This is a genomic window from Polyangiaceae bacterium, assembly GCA_020633205.1.
In the GTDB taxonomy this organism is placed as follows: Bacteria; Myxococcota_A; Polyangia; order Polyangiales; family Polyangiaceae; genus JAHBVY01.
On record JACKEB010000016.1, the window covers coordinates 104,265 to 121,282 of the forward strand.

Annotated in this window: 11 protein-coding genes; 5 read left to right on the forward strand and 6 right to left on the reverse strand. The window is 65.1% G+C overall.

The annotated features are described in order from the left end of the window. Nucleotides 1-39: 39 nt before the first annotated feature. Nucleotides 40-768 (reverse strand): HAD family hydrolase, encoded by a 729-nt coding sequence (locus tag H6718_25170; protein ID MCB9588726.1) that lies wholly within the window; start codon nt 766-768, stop codon nt 40-42. Between H6718_25170 and hrpB the strand changes: the two genes are divergently transcribed. Beyond that, complete coding sequence (gene hrpB, locus H6718_25175) at nt 752-3,349, forward strand: ATP-dependent helicase HrpB (protein MCB9588727.1); 2,598 nt, start codon at nt 752-754, stop codon at nt 3,347-3,349. The genes H6718_25170 and hrpB overlap by 17 nt on opposite strands. Before the next feature lie 25 nt (nt 3,350-3,374). On the opposite strand, the gene mutS is transcribed toward hrpB, so the two are convergent. The 4 genes from mutS to H6718_25195 all read right to left on the reverse strand — a co-directional run bounded on the left by mutS (nt 3,375) and on the right by H6718_25195 (nt 11,402). Beyond that, nucleotides 3,375-5,993, reverse strand: coding sequence for a DNA mismatch repair protein MutS (gene mutS / locus H6718_25180; protein MCB9588728.1), 2,619 nt, complete (start codon nt 5,991-5,993; stop codon nt 3,375-3,377). Between the two features lie 74 nt (nt 5,994-6,067). Further along, the gene (locus tag H6718_25185; protein MCB9588729.1) at nt 6,068-9,019 is read right to left on the reverse strand and encodes a hypothetical protein; all 2,952 of its coding nucleotides are present in this window, start codon (nt 9,017-9,019) and stop codon (nt 6,068-6,070) included. Next, the gene (locus H6718_25190; protein ID MCB9588730.1) at nt 9,016-10,698 is read right to left on the reverse strand and encodes a hypothetical protein; all 1,683 of its coding nucleotides are present in this window, start codon (nt 10,696-10,698) and stop codon (nt 9,016-9,018) included. The genes H6718_25185 and H6718_25190 overlap by 4 nt, the downstream gene beginning before the upstream one ends. A gap of 527 nt (nt 10,699-11,225) precedes the next feature. After that, nucleotides 11,226-11,402 carry a hypothetical protein gene (locus H6718_25195; protein ID MCB9588731.1) on the reverse strand — a complete coding sequence of 59 codons (177 nt, stop codon included), beginning with the start codon at nt 11,400-11,402 and terminating at the stop codon, nt 11,226-11,228. A 549-nt stretch (nt 11,403-11,951) separates the two neighbouring features. Here H6718_25195 and H6718_25200 point away from each other — a divergent pair. Together H6718_25200 and H6718_25205 are read left to right on the forward strand one after the other, a co-directional pair. Next, entirely contained in the window at nt 11,952-13,295 is a 1,344-nt protein-coding gene (locus H6718_25200; protein ID MCB9588732.1) for a DUF4350 domain-containing protein, read from the forward strand. Next, a complete protein-coding gene (locus H6718_25205) occupies nt 13,292-14,263 on the forward strand; it encodes an AAA family ATPase (GenBank protein ID MCB9588733.1) in 972 nt (323 codons plus the stop codon). The genes H6718_25200 and H6718_25205 overlap by 4 nt, the downstream gene beginning before the upstream one ends. Nucleotides 14,264-14,373: 110 nt before the next feature. Here the strand turns inward: H6718_25205 and H6718_25210 are convergent, their stop codons facing one another. Beyond that, on the reverse strand, nt 14,374-15,309 hold the full coding sequence (locus H6718_25210; GenBank protein ID MCB9588734.1) for a LysR family transcriptional regulator: 936 nt from the start codon (nt 15,307-15,309) through the stop codon (nt 14,374-14,376). Between the two features lie 99 nt (nt 15,310-15,408). Between H6718_25210 and H6718_25215 the strand changes: the two genes are divergently transcribed. After that, nucleotides 15,409-16,026, forward strand: a complete 618-nt coding sequence (locus H6718_25215; GenBank protein ID MCB9588735.1) for a glutathione S-transferase — start codon at nt 15,409-15,411, stop codon at nt 16,024-16,026. Between the two features lie 9 nt (nt 16,027-16,035). Continuing rightward, the gene (locus H6718_25220) at nt 16,036-17,001 is read left to right on the forward strand and encodes a pyridoxamine 5'-phosphate oxidase family protein (protein MCB9588736.1); all 966 of its coding nucleotides are present in this window, start codon (nt 16,036-16,038) and stop codon (nt 16,999-17,001) included. Nucleotides 17,002-17,018: the final 17 nt, after the last annotated feature.

Here is a 17,018-nt window from a genome sequence, read left to right on the forward strand (position 1 = left end):
CCAAAAGAGCGAACGCGGCAAGCGATTGCCGCGTGGTAACTACCAGCGCTCGATGCGCCAGCCGCGACGCCGGGCGATGCGATGGAGACGAGAGTCGGGGTTCACGGCGATCGGCGTCTGGACGCGCTCGAGCAGCGGTAGATCGGTGATGCTATCCGAGTAGAAGACCGCGCCATCCAGGGTCACGCCGTGACGCTCCGCTTCACGCTCGGTCAGCGTGATCTTGCCTGGGCCGTAGCACATCGGCTTCTCCACCTTGCCCGTGAAGCGTCCATCAGCGACTTCGATACGCGTGCAGATCACGTGGTCGATGCCGAGCTCGGCCGCGAGGGGCAACGCGGCGTAGGGCGTCGCTCCGGTCACGATCGCCACCCAGTCCCCCGCCTCCTGGTGCTCCGCCACGGCGCGGCGGCCTGCTTCGCAAATCAACGGGCGCACGTAGTCCGCGTAGACCTCGCGCATGGTCTCCTCGAGCCAATCCTCGCGCTTGCCTTGGAAGCCTTGCATGGCCTGCTCAGCGACGCGCTCCGCGTTGACCACGCCAAAGGTGTATTGCAGGAGCCACCAGGCAACCCGCAGCGCATCGCGCTTGCGCACTCGACCGCGGTCTCGCTGGTGCTTCATGTAGAGCGTCGCGGTGTCCTTGCGGATCAGCGTGCGATCCATGTCGAACAGCGCTGCGCGGGGACCGCCCTGGTGCTTGGAATCGCTCATCGCCTCGTCTTCGTGTACGTACAGCGAGAGCCTGAGGATGCAAGCCCTACCCATCGACGAAGTGTTGCCGGAGATCGCCCTCCGCCTGCGGGAAGCGGGCCGCGTCGTGATCGAGGCGCCTCCCGGTGCAGGAAAGAGCACTCGCGTGCCCCTGACACTGCTGTCGGAACTCCCGCCAGGTTCGCGGGTTTGGGTGAGTGAGCCCCGACGTCTGGCGGCGCGGCTCTTGGCGAACCGTGTTTCGAGCGAGCTCGGGCAGCCCCTCGGAGACCCCGTCGGCTACGCCGTGCGCTTCGAGCGCCGCGTGTCTCAAGACACGCGCTTGGTCTACGCGACCACCGGCGTGCTGCTGCGCGAGCTGTTCGCAGGGAAGAAGCGCGACATCGCCGCGGTGGTCCTCGACGAAGTCCACGAGCGCAGCGTCGAGATCGATCTCTTGCTCGCGCTGCTGCGTGAAGAGTGCCGCCAGCGCCCTGAGTTCAAGCTGGTGGTGATGAGCGCGACGCTAGACGCCGAGCCCATCGCCGAGCTGCTCCGCGACGACACGCGCGGCGCGTGTCCCCGGGTGCGCAGCGCGGGCCGCGTATTCCCCCTGGAAATTCTTCACCAGCCACAGGTCGACGACCGACCCTTGGAGAAGCAGGTCGTGAGCGCTGTGCGTCACCATCTGCGCCAGGGCCCCGACGGCCATGTGCTGGTCTTCTTGCCTGGTGCGCGAGAGATCCGAAATTGCCACGAGGCGCTCGAGCCCCTGGCGCGCGAAGCGGGCTTTGTCACCTGCGATCTGCACGGGGACCTCGATCTCAAACAGCAAGACCAGGCGGTTAGTGACAGCGCCACGCGCAAGGTGGTCCTGAGCACCAACGTCGCGGAGTCATCGGTCACGGTCCCGGGCACCACCGGCGTGATCGACTCCGGGCTCGCGCGCGTCGCGCGTCACTCACCGTGGACCGGCTTGCTCAGCCTGAAGCTCGAAAAGATCAGCCAAGCCTCGGCCACCCAGCGCGCGGGCCGCGCGGGGCGTACAGCGCCGGGCCTCGTGCAGCGGCTCTACACCGCCGGCGACCTCAGTACACGACCAAGCTTCGAGACGCCGGAGATCTTGCGCGCCGACTTGGCGAGCCTCCTCTTGGAGCTCGGCTGTGCGGAGCTCAGCGCTTCAGCGCTGGGTTGGCTGTCTGCCCCACCTGAAGCCGCGCTGCGCGACGCCGAGCGGCTGCTTGGCTGGCTCGGCGCGCTCGACGGCGAACACGCGACGGAGCTCGGTCGCCGCATGCAGCGCTTACCGCTGCCCCCGCGACTCGCCCGGGTATTGATCCGCGCGGAAGAACTGGAAGTGCCCGCGAGCGGCGCGCTCGCGGTCGCGCTGTTGAGCGAGCGAGATATCCTGGCGCGTTCGCCGGTGCGTCACTCGAGAGGGCCACGCCCGGTCGACGCGAGCGGCGACTCCGACGTCGCCGAGCGCATGGAGCGCTTTGAGCTGTGCCGCGAGGACCGCTTCAGTCAGCACAGCGCCCGCAGCCTGGAGCTGAACCTGGCTGCGGTGAAGAGTGTCGCGCGGGCTGAGACGCAGCTCGTCAAGGCGCTCGCGGGCAAAGGGGAGCTCAGCGATAGCTGTCCCCTGTCGGAGGTCGACGCGCGTATCAGTCAGGCGCTGCTCGCCGGTTTCCCCGATCGCGTGGCGGCGCGTAGGCTCTCCACGACTGGCAAAGGAGTGAGCCGCGATCTGACCTTCATGAGCGGTCAAGTCGCGCGCCTCTCGGAGCAGAGCGTGGTGCATGAAGCGCAGCTCTTACTCGGGCTAGAGGTCGCTGATCGTCGCGGGGCTGGTGGCCCTGAGGTGACCCAAGCCTGCGTCATCGAAGAAGACTGGCTGTTCGAAGCGTACCCAGAGCTCTTCAGTGACAAGGACGAGCTGTGGTTCAACCCGGAGACAGCGCGCGTCGAACGCATAGCCCGCATGTACTACGGCTCGGTATGCATCGATGAACGCAAGGCGCCCGCTGCGCCTGGCCCCGAGGCGACGCGGGTGCTCAAGGAGTGGGTCCTGAGCCGAGGCCTGAAACAGCTCGATCCGAAGGACCACCTGGGTGAGCTCGCAGCGCGCATCGAGCTCTGCCTGAAGGCGGACGCCTCGCTCGTCGACTGTTCGACCGCACCTCCCCCCCAAACCCGAGAGAGCTTGCTGGAGCTTTGCCTCGGGGAAGCAGTGGACTTGAGTGCGTTCAAGGCCCAAGAGCTGGCAGTCGCCGCGCAGAGCCTGCTGCCGGCAGAGCTGGTGGCGGCGCTCTACCGCGACGCTCCCGCGGAGATCACCCTGAACGGCGGCCGCAAGACCCAGGTCCACTACACCGGCGGGAGCGGCCCTTGGGTGCAGTCGTTCTTGCAAGATTTCTTCGGCAGCACCGAGACGCCGCGCATCGCCGCCGGGCGCGTTCCCCTCACCTTGCACCTGCTGGCGCCGAATCGCCGCGCGATCCAGGTCACTCAAGATCTGGCGGGCTTCTGGCAACGCGCCTACCCGGAGCTACGCCGGCAGCTCAGCCGGCGCTATCCCCGCCACTCGTGGCCCGAAGACGGAGCCACCGCGACGCCATCCGCGCCACGACCGCCGAGACCGCGCGGAAAGAAGTAGCTGCGGCGCTGCAGCGCACGGCGCCTCAGAGCTTCTTCTTGAGCCGCGCCAAGAGCTTCAGCGCGTCGAGCGGCGTCAATCGATCCACGTCAACGTTGCGCAAGGTGTCGAGCACCTCATGCCCCTTCGCATCTGGCTCAGGCGCCGCAAACAAGTCGAGCTGTGGCCGCGCCCGGTGCTTCTTCGGCGCTGGAGCGTCGCCTTCCGTCGCCTCGCGCTGCCCGCTCTCGAAGGACTCGAGCAGCCCCCGCGCTCGGGCGAGCACCGCTTCAGGGATCCCAGCGAGCTTCGCCACCGCGATGCCGTAGCTGCGGCTCGCGGCGCCGCTGACCAAGCGGTGCAAGAACACGATGTCTCCATCGAGCTCCCGGGCGCTCACGCTGTGGTTCGCGACGTGTTCGCTGTTCTGCCCGAGCTCCGTCAGCTCATGATAGTGAGTCGCGAACAGCGCGCGGCAGCCGATGGCTTCGTCGAGGTGCTCGGCGACTGCCCACGCGATTGCCAGGCCATCGAAGGTCGAGGTGCCCCGACCGATCTCGTCCAGGATCACCAAGCTGCGATCCGTCGCGGAGCGCAGGATGTCCGCGGTCTCTCGCATCTCCACCATGAACGTGCTCTCACCCCGCGCGAGGTTGTCGCTCGCACCGACGCGCGAGAGCACTCGATCGACCAAGCCGATGCTCGCGCGCTTGGCGGGGACGAAGGAGCCGAGCTGCGCCAGGATGGAGATCAGCGCCACCTGCCGGAGCAGCGTGCTCTTGCCCGCCATATTCGGCCCGGTAACGATCCACAGCCGCTCACGCTCGGCGTCTAGGCTCACGTCATTCGGCACGAAGCGACCGAGCGCGGCCAGACGCTCCACCACCGGGTGCCGCGCGTCCACCAGCTCGAGGCGCTTGCTGTCATCGATTTCCGGTCGGCAATAGTCGTAGCGATGGGCTAGCTCCGCGTGGCTCACGGAGACATCCCAGCGCGAGACACGCTGAGCTAGTGCCTTGATGCGCGGCGCCGCTTCCGCAGCCTGGCGCACGAGCTCCTTGATTAGCTCGAGTTCGCGCTCGCGGTGGCGATCTTCTGCGCTACCGATCGCCTCCGAGAGATCATCCAGCTCGGGCAACGTATAGCGCTCGCCGCTCGCTACCGTCTGCTTGCGCCGCCAGTCTTCCGGCACCTTCTTCGCTTGCGAGCGGCCGACCTCGACGTACCAACCGAAGACGCGGGTGTAGCGGATCTTGAGCTTCGGCAGGTCGAGCTCGGTGCGCAGCCGCGCTTCGAGCTCGACGATGCTCTGGGTGCCGTTTTTCCGCAGGGTATCGAGTTTGGCGAGTTCCTTGTCGTAGGTTGGCAAGAAGACACCGCCGTCCTTCGGCAGCGCTGGTGGGCGCTCCACCAGGGCACTCGCAAGCTCGCTCTGCAGCTCCGAAACACAGTCGACCTCGGCTCCTTCGCCGCTCAGGCCGAGCGCCTCCAGCACACTCTCGTCTCGCTGCGTGGCGAGCAACTGAGCGACGGCTGCGGAAGCCAAGAGGCCATCCCGCAGCGCGCCGAGGTCCCGCGGATTCGCCTCGCCGAGCTCCGCTCGCGTCGCCAAGCGCTCCAAGTCACCCACGCCACCCAGCAGCCCGGCGAGCTCGCTCCGGAGCGCGGTGTGAACGACGAAGAGCTCCACTTGATCGAGCCGCCGCCGCACGCGCTCTACGCTGAGCAATGGCGCGAGCAGGCGGCGGCGCAACAGACGTGCGCCGCCAGGGGTCTTCGTGTGATCGATCACATGCAGCAAGCTGGTGTGCTTCTCGCCGCTCATCGACTGGACAAGCTCGAGGTGCCTCTGCGCCGTCGGATCGATCACCAAGTGGCGCTGAGGGTCCCAGCTCCCAATGCGCCGAACCGGGAGCTCCGTCAGGGGATTGCATGCAGCGGCGAAGCGCAGAGCTCGCGCTGCGGCGAGGGCCGCCTGCGGGCCCAGGCGTTCGGCGTCGGTGGTCAGCTTACCAAGCACGGTCGCAAGATCCCCGCCCTCCAGAGGTTGATCCTCGCGGAACGCAACCTTGGCGACGACCTCCTTGAGCGCAGCCTGAGCCGCGACCCGCTGCTCCTCGCTGACGTCCGCGGCGAAGCCCAGCACGACCTCACTCGGAAACGCCCGTGCGAGCTCGCTGAGCACGGCGGTCAGGTCGGTCACTTGCGCGGCGACAAGCTCCGCCGTGGAGAGATCCAAGAGCGCGATCCCGACCTCACCCGCGGTGAGTTCTAGCGCCGCCAGCCAGTTGTTGCGGCCCGCCTCGAGCTGATCGCGATCCGTCACGGTGCCCGGAGTGAGCACGCGGATCACCTCCCGCGGCACGATCCCCTTCACCGTCGCGGGGTCCACCATCTGCTCGCAGATCGCGACCTTGTGTCCCTGCTCGAGCAGCTTTGCCACGTAGCTATGCGCCGCGTGGTGCGGAAAGCCAGCCATCGGGATCTCGTCAGGCTTGCCCTTGTTGCGACTCGTGAGCGTCAACTCGAGCAAGCCGCTGGCGACCACGGCGTCTTCCTCGAAGAGCTCGTAGAAGTCCCCCATGCGGAAGAACAAGATCGAATCTGGATACGCACGCTTTGCAGCTTGGAACTGCTGCATCAGCGGCGTGCTTCGCGCACCCATGAGGCACCTTATCCCAAAGCCGGAAGGCGCGCACAAGGCGCGCCTACGCATTCAAGAAAGCGCTGACCTCAGGCTCAGAAGAACAGGCGCGAGACCGACAGCGAGCGCAAGCTCACCATCACGAGGCCCTGCGTGGCGGCATCGGTGACGGCAAGCTCACCCGTCTGCGGTAGGAGCACCATCGAATACGGACTCACTTGGGAACTCTGCGACGCGAGGCTGATGCTGAGCGGCACGAAGCCACCCACGACCTGCCAGGTGAAGTGCATGCCGCGCACGCTGGGTTGCTGCCCTTGATAGACCACGAAGCGGTGAGTCAGGTTCTGGAAGACACACGCGTCGGGTGCGCTGCCGCTGGTCAAGCAAGCTACCGCGTTGGGATCGGGCACGTTGACGGTCTCGCCGTCTTGCTCGACGGGGATCGTAGCCTGCCCGAAGCCGGAGCAGCCTGTTCCTGCGCAGCTCACCTCATACACACGGCTCTTGAACAGCGCCTTGGCGTCGTCGGTGTCACGGACGCATCGATCCGTGTCCGGATCACGCTCGACGCGATGCCGGTAGCCGCTACGCGACCCCGTCAGCACCCACTGGCGGCCGACGCGCACATCGTAGCTCATTGCCCCAGGGAAGCAGCACTTGAGCACCTCCACGGCGCGCGGCGTGTCCCGAGGCTTCACCACCAGGTGATCCTCATACGCCTCCACGATGGACATGTCCCGTGAGGTCGTCGGCTTGTCTGGCGTGCCGAAGATGGTCTTGCAAGCGCGGAATCCACCGCCGCCATCACAGCTCTGTCCGAGGTCGGTCTTCCAGTAGCTGTCGTCTTCTCCGAGCAGGTCCTGGGTGATGCTGATGTAGTCGTTGTAGTTGTCGGCGAAGGTGTCGAGCTCGGCAGCGTCCACGCCTAGCTCCTCTTCACCAACCTGCCGCGTCAGGTCGCTATCCTGGACGCCGCGGCTGCAGAAGCCGCCACCGCTGTCGCTGAACCCCAGGGCATCGGCGCTCAGGTAGCCAGCTGGGCGCTGCAAGATGATGCCTTCGTAGGTCAGAGTCATCTCGTCTTCGAGACTGAAGGCACGGGGCTCGTTCGTGATCAGCGCGAGGGAGGGACTGGTGGCGCTGGCAGGACTCGTTGGCAGCACGTTCTCGGCATCCGCAGACCCGATGTATTTCCGCGTGGCTACGAAAAGCTCTGCAGGGCTCCCGTCTTCGAAGCTCGTCGCCAGGAGCTTCGGGTGCAACGGCCCATCACCCTCCAAGCCGGTCTCGAGGGCACGGTTGTCCTCGTCCGCCAGGCGGGGCAGCGCGCGCACACCCGGCGAACGCAGTCCGAAGCGCGAGCTGGTGGCGAGCATGGTGGCGCTGCGCGAACGGTGAGCCTCAACCATGTTGCAGCTCGCCTCGTCCGTTACCGTCGCTACGCCGTCCTGCTGACCATCTTCCGTGAAGTAGGCGACGCTATTCGGATCACCAAAGCAGCCCCGGAAGTCCGGTGTGGCCTTGGAGTTAGCCTTGGTTGGACGCCGGCAAGGTTCGTCGTAGTCCTCGACGTCGATCACCGCGATCTGGCCGCTGGTGAGCGCCAGCATGCCGAAGATGCCGCGCAACTGCCCCGGGCGCGCGCCGGCAGACTGCTGGCCATTGGGGCGATACTCCGCCCCCAGCGCGTCGTCGTCGAGGGGATCGCACAGCTGAGCCCCAAGGCCCACGCCATTGCTGTCGAGCACGGGGATGTCCCGCTGTACGAACTCGATGCTGCGCACCGGCGCGTCGAACGCGATGCGATCCGGCGGCTCGAAAGGCATCAACTTGGAGCGCTCGCGCACGATCGGCGTGCGGTTCGCCGAATCCAGGCTGACGTCGAACGCCATCACGCTGCCGTTGAGCTCGTCGGTAGCGTAGACAAAGCGTTTCCCCGAGGAGGTGATGGGCGAGACCGCGACCGCAGAGGTAGTGATGGTGTCCCCCGGGCGATCCAAGCGCACGGGCAAGAGCGGATCCACCTCCGCCATCGTGCACACATCGCTGACGTCGATGCGGTGCAGGATGGGCGCGCCGCGATCGGTCACATACAGCGTGTCGCGATCCAGATCGATGCCGCTCGGGTAGGGTGTCCAGCTCGTCCGCTCGTAGGGCTGCACTTCCGGGGTGCGCTCGAGGTCCGCCGGGATTTCTTGGGGGGGAGGCGCGTCGGGCGTGACTCCATTCAACTTCAAAGCCACGTCCGGCTGGCAGTAGTCAAAGGAACCGGGCTCGGCATTCAAGATCCGCTGCGCGTCCAGCACCCAAACCTCACCCCAGTCGGGCAATGTCACGAGCAGCTTACGGCGCCCAGGCGGCGACGTCTCGACACTTAGATCCGCGGGGCAACTTCGCCCCGTCTGCAGCGCTGGGTCACCTGACGCCGTGTCGCCACTGCAGCTCGCGCGCTGAGTTCCGTCGGCCGCGGGCGGATCCACGAGGATACGCATTTCCCCGGGAGCCACCGGCAGCGCGCACGCAGACCACGTCGTCAGGTCACGGGGCGGTTGGTTCGCCGAGGGTTCGTCGATACAGGACGTAGGCAGCGCAAAGATCCCCTCGCGCCCCAGCTCGCCCACACCAACGAAGGTCGCCTGACCGCCCGGCGTCGCGGCGATGCCTGTAGGCTGAGCACCGATGGGCAAGAAGTTGAAGCCAGGGCTGCCAGGGTCGACGTCTTCCACGCGACCTCTAGAGAGGTTGACGACAGCGACCTCGCCGCGCGTCGTCTGAGTCACTAGTGCAAGCAGCTGGTTCAGCTCCTCGCCATCATCCGTATCGTCATAGTCCGGGCAGTCGTCGATCGAGCGCCCGGGTGTATCGACGTTGTGCTGGTTGCTGCACACGAAGGCGACTTCGCCGCTCCGCTCTAGGGAACGCAGCGGCAAACTGATGGGCGCGTCCTGACAACCAATGAGCCAAACAGCGCTGAGCAAGCCGAGACAGCTCAGGCCATTCCGACCCCTGACCCAGCGCACTGCCTCGCGGAATTGAGAGCCGCTCACTTGGAGGCCCTCGGCGCGGTGGGTGAGCCAACGGTGGCAAGGAAGGTCCCGTAGGTTGGGCTACCTTGATCCAAATCGAGCACGCCGATGTAGGAGTCGGTGAAGTGCGCCAGATAGCCGAAGGCGTGTTGTTCCGCGCTGCTCAGGCTGACATCGGTGGCGAACGCGTGAGGCCCGCGTCCCGTCAGGAACACGGACTCCACACGACCCGTCTTTGGCTCGACGACGTAGAGCTTGCGCGAATCGAAGCAGATCACGAACAGCCGCTTTTCTCTGCGACGGCAAGGGTCATCCGAAGCTTGGGTTGGACTGCAGCGAGCCAACACTTCGCCGCTCACGACGCGGCTCGGACCAGTGGACAGCACCAAAGAGTCGAAGAACTGCGGCAACTCCGAGCCGTTGTCGCGAGTGTGGCCGCGGAGCAGTGACGCGGGCGTGCGGTTGGCGACATAGACGTCGACAGGCACATCGTCCTTGCAGGCATCCAGGCAGTCGCTTTGGTCCGCGATAGCCTCGCTGGTGGTATCCGTCGCGGCCGCCAGACACTGCGCCTCGCACGCCTCACGTGAGGTGGCGTCCAGGCCAAGCCCACGAGAATCGTAGCCAAGGGAATTGGCAGAAACGCTGACGCTGCCCGAGCGCGTCAAGAATGGCCGCGGATCGTTGGACTCGACGTCGTCGTAGTAGCGGAGCAACTCGACGGTCGCGGAGTTGCGAAACGTCACCAAGAACGACGGCCGAGAGGAAGCAAACAGCCGAGACCCCAGAGGCTCTGGGCTATTGACCACCCCCACCGCACCGGAAGGCATGCCGTCCACCACGAACTCCAGGTTCGGCCCTTGCTCCCATGAGTTCACGAACAGCGACGCGCGGCCGGAACTCTGGTGGGTAACCACGATCGCGCTTGCGTCTGGCGTAGCGGCGATTCCGTACGGTTCCGTGGGCATACGCAAATCGCGCGTGTTCTCCGCGTCGGGATCGTCCCCACGCCGGTGGTTGTCGTCACAGGCACCAGCGTTGCGATCCTGACCGCAGTCGAACTCGTTGCCCACGGCGTCCAGGTAGTGGAGCGTTGCGTCGCCTCGCACCGGGATGAACACCCGCAGGCCCTGGCGGGTCGCGCAATAGCCGGCGTAGCTCTGCCCCATCTCGGCTCCCGCTTGGGTCTCGAGCCAGGGCCTGCACTCACCGCTGCTGCAATTTCCCTGAGGATCATCCATCGACGCCGTACAACCTTCGAACTCCCGCTCGGCGGTGGTGGGGTCGTCTCCATCGTCCCACTCCTCACGCACCAAGACGTCGGTCGCGAAAGCTCCGATCCCAATGCTCTGCTCGAGCAGGCTGCTGCCCGCGGGCGGCTTGGATGGGTTGATGGGCTTACAGCGCCCCGGAGCGATGCTGCGATCAGCAGCAGACTTCACGCCGAGCCCGGCGCAGTCAGGATCCGCAGAAGTGTCGACCGCCAGCTTTCGCAGCGCGGGCAGGTCGAACACCTGAAATGAACCAGCGTTGAACTGCAGATCGAAGTCGCTGTTCGCGACCAGGAGTTGGCTCTGATCCGGCGTCACCGCCACGCCAACCGGGAAGTAGATCCGATCGAGCGGCGGCTCGGGACCATCGCCTGGCGCAAAACAGCCTTGGGCCCCGAGGAGCAGAAAGCAGGTAAGAAGACGTCGCATGTGTGGTGACTAGGTTCCCCCCCGGGGAGGTCCTGCCCTCAGCGGAGCGTTGGACCTTCGAGCGATCGGACGCCAACGGTTGGCGGACGAACTTCAGGGCTATTCAGCTGGCAGGCCTCATAGCGAATTGTCGGGTGGGTTTCACTAAGGAAGTCGGGTTGATGCTAGCCCACGGACCGTCGCGGGACGCTACGCGTTGACCCCGCACCTCGCGAGGGTCAAGCGCGACTTCCCCACCCCGTCGACGGCCGGAAAGCTGAGGACCTGCTTACGCCTCATCGCAGCAACGCCATTGAGGCGCAAAAAGCTACAAAACAGCTACGCCCGCCATTTCGGCGGGCGTCGAAGCCGGACTCGCGTCTCGACCGCGGGTTCGGTAGGCACCTCTCATTGCGGCGCTGACTCGAACGGGGCTGGGCTGAAGGCCAGCTCGGCGGCGCTGCGGTGAAACGCAAAACGTAGTTGCTCCCGCGGCGTCTGCGCCTGGGCGAGCCCACGAGGCTCGCCCTGAGCTGGGTTTTGGAGCGTCAGGCGATATCCAAGATGATCACCCCACGCTCGGGTTTTTCTTCTTCACGCTCCACCTTCGGACGCGGCCGATCGTAGTCGAGGGGTAACTCGAGTCGCGGTCGGTTCCCGTCGCGCTGGCGGCGCTCCTCCTCTTCTAGTCGGCGTATTTGCTCGATGATGAAGGGCGGTAGCATCGCGACCTCGCTTCGGTTAAGAGCCTTGGCTAACCCAAGGCAGCAGTTGTTACTCTAATAACGCTGAACTGGTGGTCAAGTTCGCTCTCCGGCGGCCCCCATAAAGGTGGTCACGAGGCGGACATTGACGGCTTGTGGGGAGAACGTTCCAGTCACACCGCCGAGCGTGGCGAAGCGGCCGAGCGCCTCCAAGATCGTTGGGCTTTTTCCGTTCTTCACGACTGCACGGTCAGAGAGCAACGATTGCGCGTCCCATTCTTGGACACCGACTGAACGCTGCCTCGCTGGCTTCTGATCGGAAAACGTCCTTCTTGGTGTGCCTGGAACGCGCTGCGGAAACTTCGAACCACTCCATGTTGGACGCCCGACCCGACGGTTTGGTTCATCGGCCGCTGACTACGCTGAACGGCCGAACGCGCGTTCTCCGAAGGACAAACGCTCCTCAAAGGGGCGCGGAGGCTCGGGTGTTCATTTCTTGTATGGACGCCCGGTGCCAGCAACACCGCGCCAACCCTCCATCTCTTGGAGCGCGCTGCTATGGTTGCGCGAGTGATCCGCGAGGAGCAGAAGAGCCGCTGGAGCCGCCGCGCGTTGTGGGTGGTCCTCTCCCTGGCGCTGTTCCTCATCACCCACGCTGCCCATGCCGCGTTCAGCCTGAACGACACCAGCTGGGAGGGCACGAGCGACCTCTTGAGCCTCGCGCGAGAGAAGCTCGGCAAGCAGCGCGTCGAACTCGTCGCCACGCTGGACTGGGGTGCCCTCAAGCCAACCGATGGTGTGATCGTGATCCACCCGGAAGTGGACATCGACTACGACGAGGCGAGCGCGTTCATGCGCGACGGTGGGCGCATCGCTGTACTCGACGACCACGGCAAGGGTGCGACCTTTTTGGAGCGGTTTCAGATCCATCGCATCCCGGCGCCAATCCGCCCGGCGATTGCGCTCCGCCAAAACTCCAGCCTGCCCATCGCAATGCCAGCGGTTCAACAGGTCGCCGGTCATGAGCAAGGGCGACACCCGGTCGTGCGCGACGTCCAGCAGTTGGTGACCAACCACCCGAGCGGGTTTCGTCACCCAAACCTGACGCCAGTACTCACGATCCCAGCGGTGGGTGAACCGGACGTCACCCTCGCAGTAACAGGCATTATCGCGGACAGGGGCCGGCTCTTTGCGATGGGCGATCCCTCCGCGTTCATCAACCTGATGCTCCGCTATCCTGGCAACCGCGCGTGTGCCGAAGGGTTGATCGACTACCTCGTGGAGGACGACTCTTGGGGCAAGCGCCAGGGCCGCTTGTTCATCGTGGTGAATCGCTTCAAGCAAACGGGTCACTTCGGCGGACGTTCAGGATTAGCCCAAGAGCTGGAGGAGTATTGGGAGGGCTTCAAGGAGCTACTCGGCGATACCCACGATGACGGGTTACCCGACTGGCTTGCCCTGACGTTGGGTGGCCTGATTGCGCTCTCCGGTGTGGTCTGGATGGGGAGCGTCGCGACGCGCAGCTACAAACGTTTGGCTCCTCGCTACGCCCGAGAGACACCCCTCGTCGCGCAAGGTGGGTTGGCGGGGCGCGCGGCGGTTCTTTCTGCACCGACGACCCACCGCGCGCTAGCGATGCTCGAACTGAAGGCCGCACTAACGGAACGCCTTGCGGACCGCCTCGAACTGAATCAACCCGGAACGAGCGAGCTGCTTCATCAACTGGAGGAACGCGGCGTCTCCGCTCACTCACTGACTGAACTACGGCAAGTGCTGGCTGAGCTAGGCCGTATCGAAAACGCCGTTGTCACCTCTCAACCCTTACGCGTGACGGCGCCAGGCGTTCGGCGTATGCGGGAGCACATCACTCGTTTGTTGAGCGATGTGGAGGAACAGCTCGGGAGAGCCGCGTGAGTCAAGCACTGCAAGTTAGCGAAATCGAAGCAGCTCGGGAGCGTTTGAGCGACGTCCGACGACAAGTCGGGCGGGTATACATTGGGGCGGTCGGGCCGGTGGACCTGATGTTGGTCAGTCTGCTCGCGCGCGGGCACGTACTCCTCGAGGGCGTGCCGGGCGTAGCGAAGACCACCTTGGTCAAGGCGTTCGCCACTGCCCTCGGCTGTTCAGTACGACGCATCCAGTTCACACCGGATCTTCTCCCCGCGGATATAACGGGAACCTACGTGCTGTCGCCGAAGGACGGCACCTTCTCCCTGCGGGCGGGTCCGGTGTTCGCGAACGTCGTGTTGGCAGACGAGATCAACCGTGCGCCAGCAAAGACTCAATCCGCGCTGCTCGAGGCCATGCAAGAGCGTCAGGTGACGATCGAGGGCGATCGCTTCGAGCTGCCGAATCCGTTTTTCGTGCTCGCCACTCAAAACCCTATCGACCTCGAGGGGACGTATCCCCTACCGGAGGCTCAAATCGATCGCTTCCTAGTGCGCATCGCAATGGGATACCCGAGCACAGGTGAAGAGGTGTCCATGCTGAAGGCCCACGGCGTAGCGGCACCTGAGTTGGGAGCAGTGCTGAACTCGGCAGACGTGCTCCACTTGCAATCCATAGCGTCGCGGGTGCACGTGGAAGACGACATCTTCGAGTACGCGGTGAACCTAACCGCGTTCACCCGGAGCCATTCCAAGGTGGTTCTAGGCGCCTCGCCCCGAGCGTCGCTGGGCTTGCTGCGCGCCGCCAAGGCGCGCGCTGTGCTCACGGGGAAAGGCTACGTCTCCCCCGAGGATCTGCGGGACGTCGCAGATCCAGTGCTTGCACACCGCTTGGTCCTCGTGCCGGAGCTCGAGGGTGATCACCGCGCGCGCTCGAGCGTGGTGCAGGAAGCCCTCGCCAAGGTCGGCTACCGCCGCGCGGTTCGACCCGTGTAGATCTTCGGCAATTTTTCCGCGCGAAAACTTTCACGGTACCCGCGCGCCTCGACAATCAGGGCGCTTCGACAATCAGGGCGCTTCGACAAGGCGCCTCCCGAGAGACAGCGCTACTTTCTAGGTCGCGGTTTCGCAGTGGGCCGCTTGCCGTCCAGGAGTGGGATCGCTCGTAGGCGCGGAGTTGCGAAACTCAGAAACTCCCGTACATTCGCCGCCGCTGCCCGTCCCTCGGGGTAGACCAGGTGGACGGGCACAGCTCGCGGCTCGCCTGCCGTGAGCAGGACCCGCAAGCGGCCATCGCGGACCTCATCCGCTACCTGATAAGCGAGCGCGCGTGTCACTCCCAGGCCCGCAACGGCTGCCGCGATCTTAACGGAGTTCTCGTTCACCAGGAGTCGCTCGCTGAGCGCCACGCTGCTCCGCCGTTTGCCTCGGCGCTCCCACACTATCTGTTCCTGGCCTTCGATGCTGAGGCCGATCATCGGGTGCGCCGCTAGGTCTTCGGCCTGCCTGGGCGCTCTCGTTCGGGCCAGGTAGGCTGGCGAGGCGACCCAAACCACGCTCAGTTTTCCGAGCGGAACCGCCGTGAGGCGAGAGTCCGGCAGGTGCCCTATCCTGAGCCCGACGTCGAAACCCTCATCGATCAGGTTGACGATGCGGTTGCTAAAGAACGCCTTCGCGCGCAGCTGCGGGTGTAGCTCGAGGAACTCGAACACCAGGGGAGCGATATGGCGTTGCCCGAAGAGCTCCGGAGCCGTGATGGACAGTAGCCCCTCGGGGCGCACTCTACGTCCGCTGACGGTAGCTTCCGCGTGCTCGAGCGCGCTCAGAACTCGCCGAGCATCGACGAGAAACGCGGCGCCGACCTCGGTGAGTCGAAACGCACGAGTGGAGCGCACGATGAGCTGCACCCCGAGGTGCCCCTCGAGCGCCGCTAGGGAGCGGGTCACCGAAGGCGCGGACAACCCGCGCTGCCGCGCCCCGCCGACGAAGCTACCAGCCTCCGCGATTGCAACGAACGTTCTGAGGCCCTCGAGGTAGTCCATGATTATTTCGCTAATAACAATTCTGAACTGCTTTTAGTTAGCATTTACGCAATTACCGGACGGGGCCATGTGGATCGCACCTAACCAAAGGAGCCTTCCATGACCCAATCCACTAACGCGATTCTACTCTATGGTTTTCCGCTCTCCGGCCACGCGCACCGCGCGCGACTGATGCTCAACCTGTTGGGCTTGGCCTTCGAAGAGACGCTGGTCGACTTGGCCAAAGGTGAGCAGAAGCACCCCGAGTTCCTCGAGGTCAACGTCTTCGGCAAGGTGCCAGTCATCGTAGACGACGGCACGGTCATCGCAGACAGCAACGCGATCCTCGTCTACCTAGCCCTGCGCTACGATCCAGAGCGCTCCTGGTTGCCCAAGGACCCAGTGGTTCAAGCGGAGATCCAGCGCTGGCTCAGCATCGCCGCGGGCCCCCTCGCCTACGGACCCGCTGCAGCTCGCGTGAGCGAGGTCTTCGGCGCACCGCGGGATGAAGCTCACCCGGCCATCGCAAAGGACTTGTTCACCGCGATGGAGCGCCACCTCGCCGGTCGCGACTGGCTGGTAGCCGCCACGCCGACGATCGCCGACCTCGCGCTGTACACGTACTGCGCCCACGCGCCCGAAGGCCGCATCTCACTCGATCCGTACCCGCGGCTGCGCGGTTGGGTGGCGCGCGTGGAAGCACTTCCTCGCTTCGTTCCAATGCAACGCGCGGCGTGAGGTGTGGTGATGCGTCCAGCACCATTCCACTCAGGCGAAGAGGCTCTCCAGCTCGAGGCCGGTGTACGCGACAAGATGGCCGCGGTCGGCCCGAGGGTGATCCGAGATCGCATGCTCCCACAGCACATCGAGCTCTTCGAGAAGCTACCAACGTTGTTCGTCGGGGTGCTGGACGCCCAGGGACAACCGTGGGCCTCCATGGTCCACGGTGTCCCAGGCTTCATCGAGGCACTCGGAGATCACTCGCTCCGCATCACCGGCAAGCCGCTGTTCGGGGCCCCGCGGTTCGGTTTGCAGCCTGGGAGCGCCGTCGGACTGCTCGGACTCGAGCCGCATACTCGGAGGCGCAACCGCGCTAACGGCGCAATCGAACAACTCCTCACGGATACGTGGGTCGTCCGGATCCATCAAAGCTTTGGCAATTGCCCAAAGTACATCCACGCGCGGGAGATCGTAGGTCGACCCGAGCGCGCCCCAAGCAAACCTAGGCGTGAAGGAACGAAGCTCAGTCTGAAGGCGAGGCAGTTGATCGAGGCGAGCGATACCTTCTTCATCGCGAGCGCGAGCGGAGGGCAGCTCGCCGAGCAGGAGCTCGGCGAGTCCGCAGGCGCTGGTGTCGACATTTCACACCGAGGTGGCCCTGTCGGCTTCGTCAGGGTGGTGCAAGGCACCAGCGAAGATTTGCTGCTCGTCCCGGACTACCCCGGCAATCTGATGTTCAACACGCTCGGCAATCTGCTGGTCTGGCCGCGCGCAGGCCTGCTATTCGTGGACTGGCAGACTGGAGATCTGCTGCAGCTCGCCGCCAGTGCAACCCTTCGCGAGGCTACTGACGCGTGGAGCTCCCTCGACGCCCAGCGACAACTCGAACTGCGCATCAGCGAAGGGTGGTTCCACCCCGCCGCGATCCCCTTGAACTGGTCGCCTCCCAAAGCGCCGCCGCAGTTTTCCAGCCAACCTTCGAGGGAGCGTTGAACGATCCGTTTCCTCGA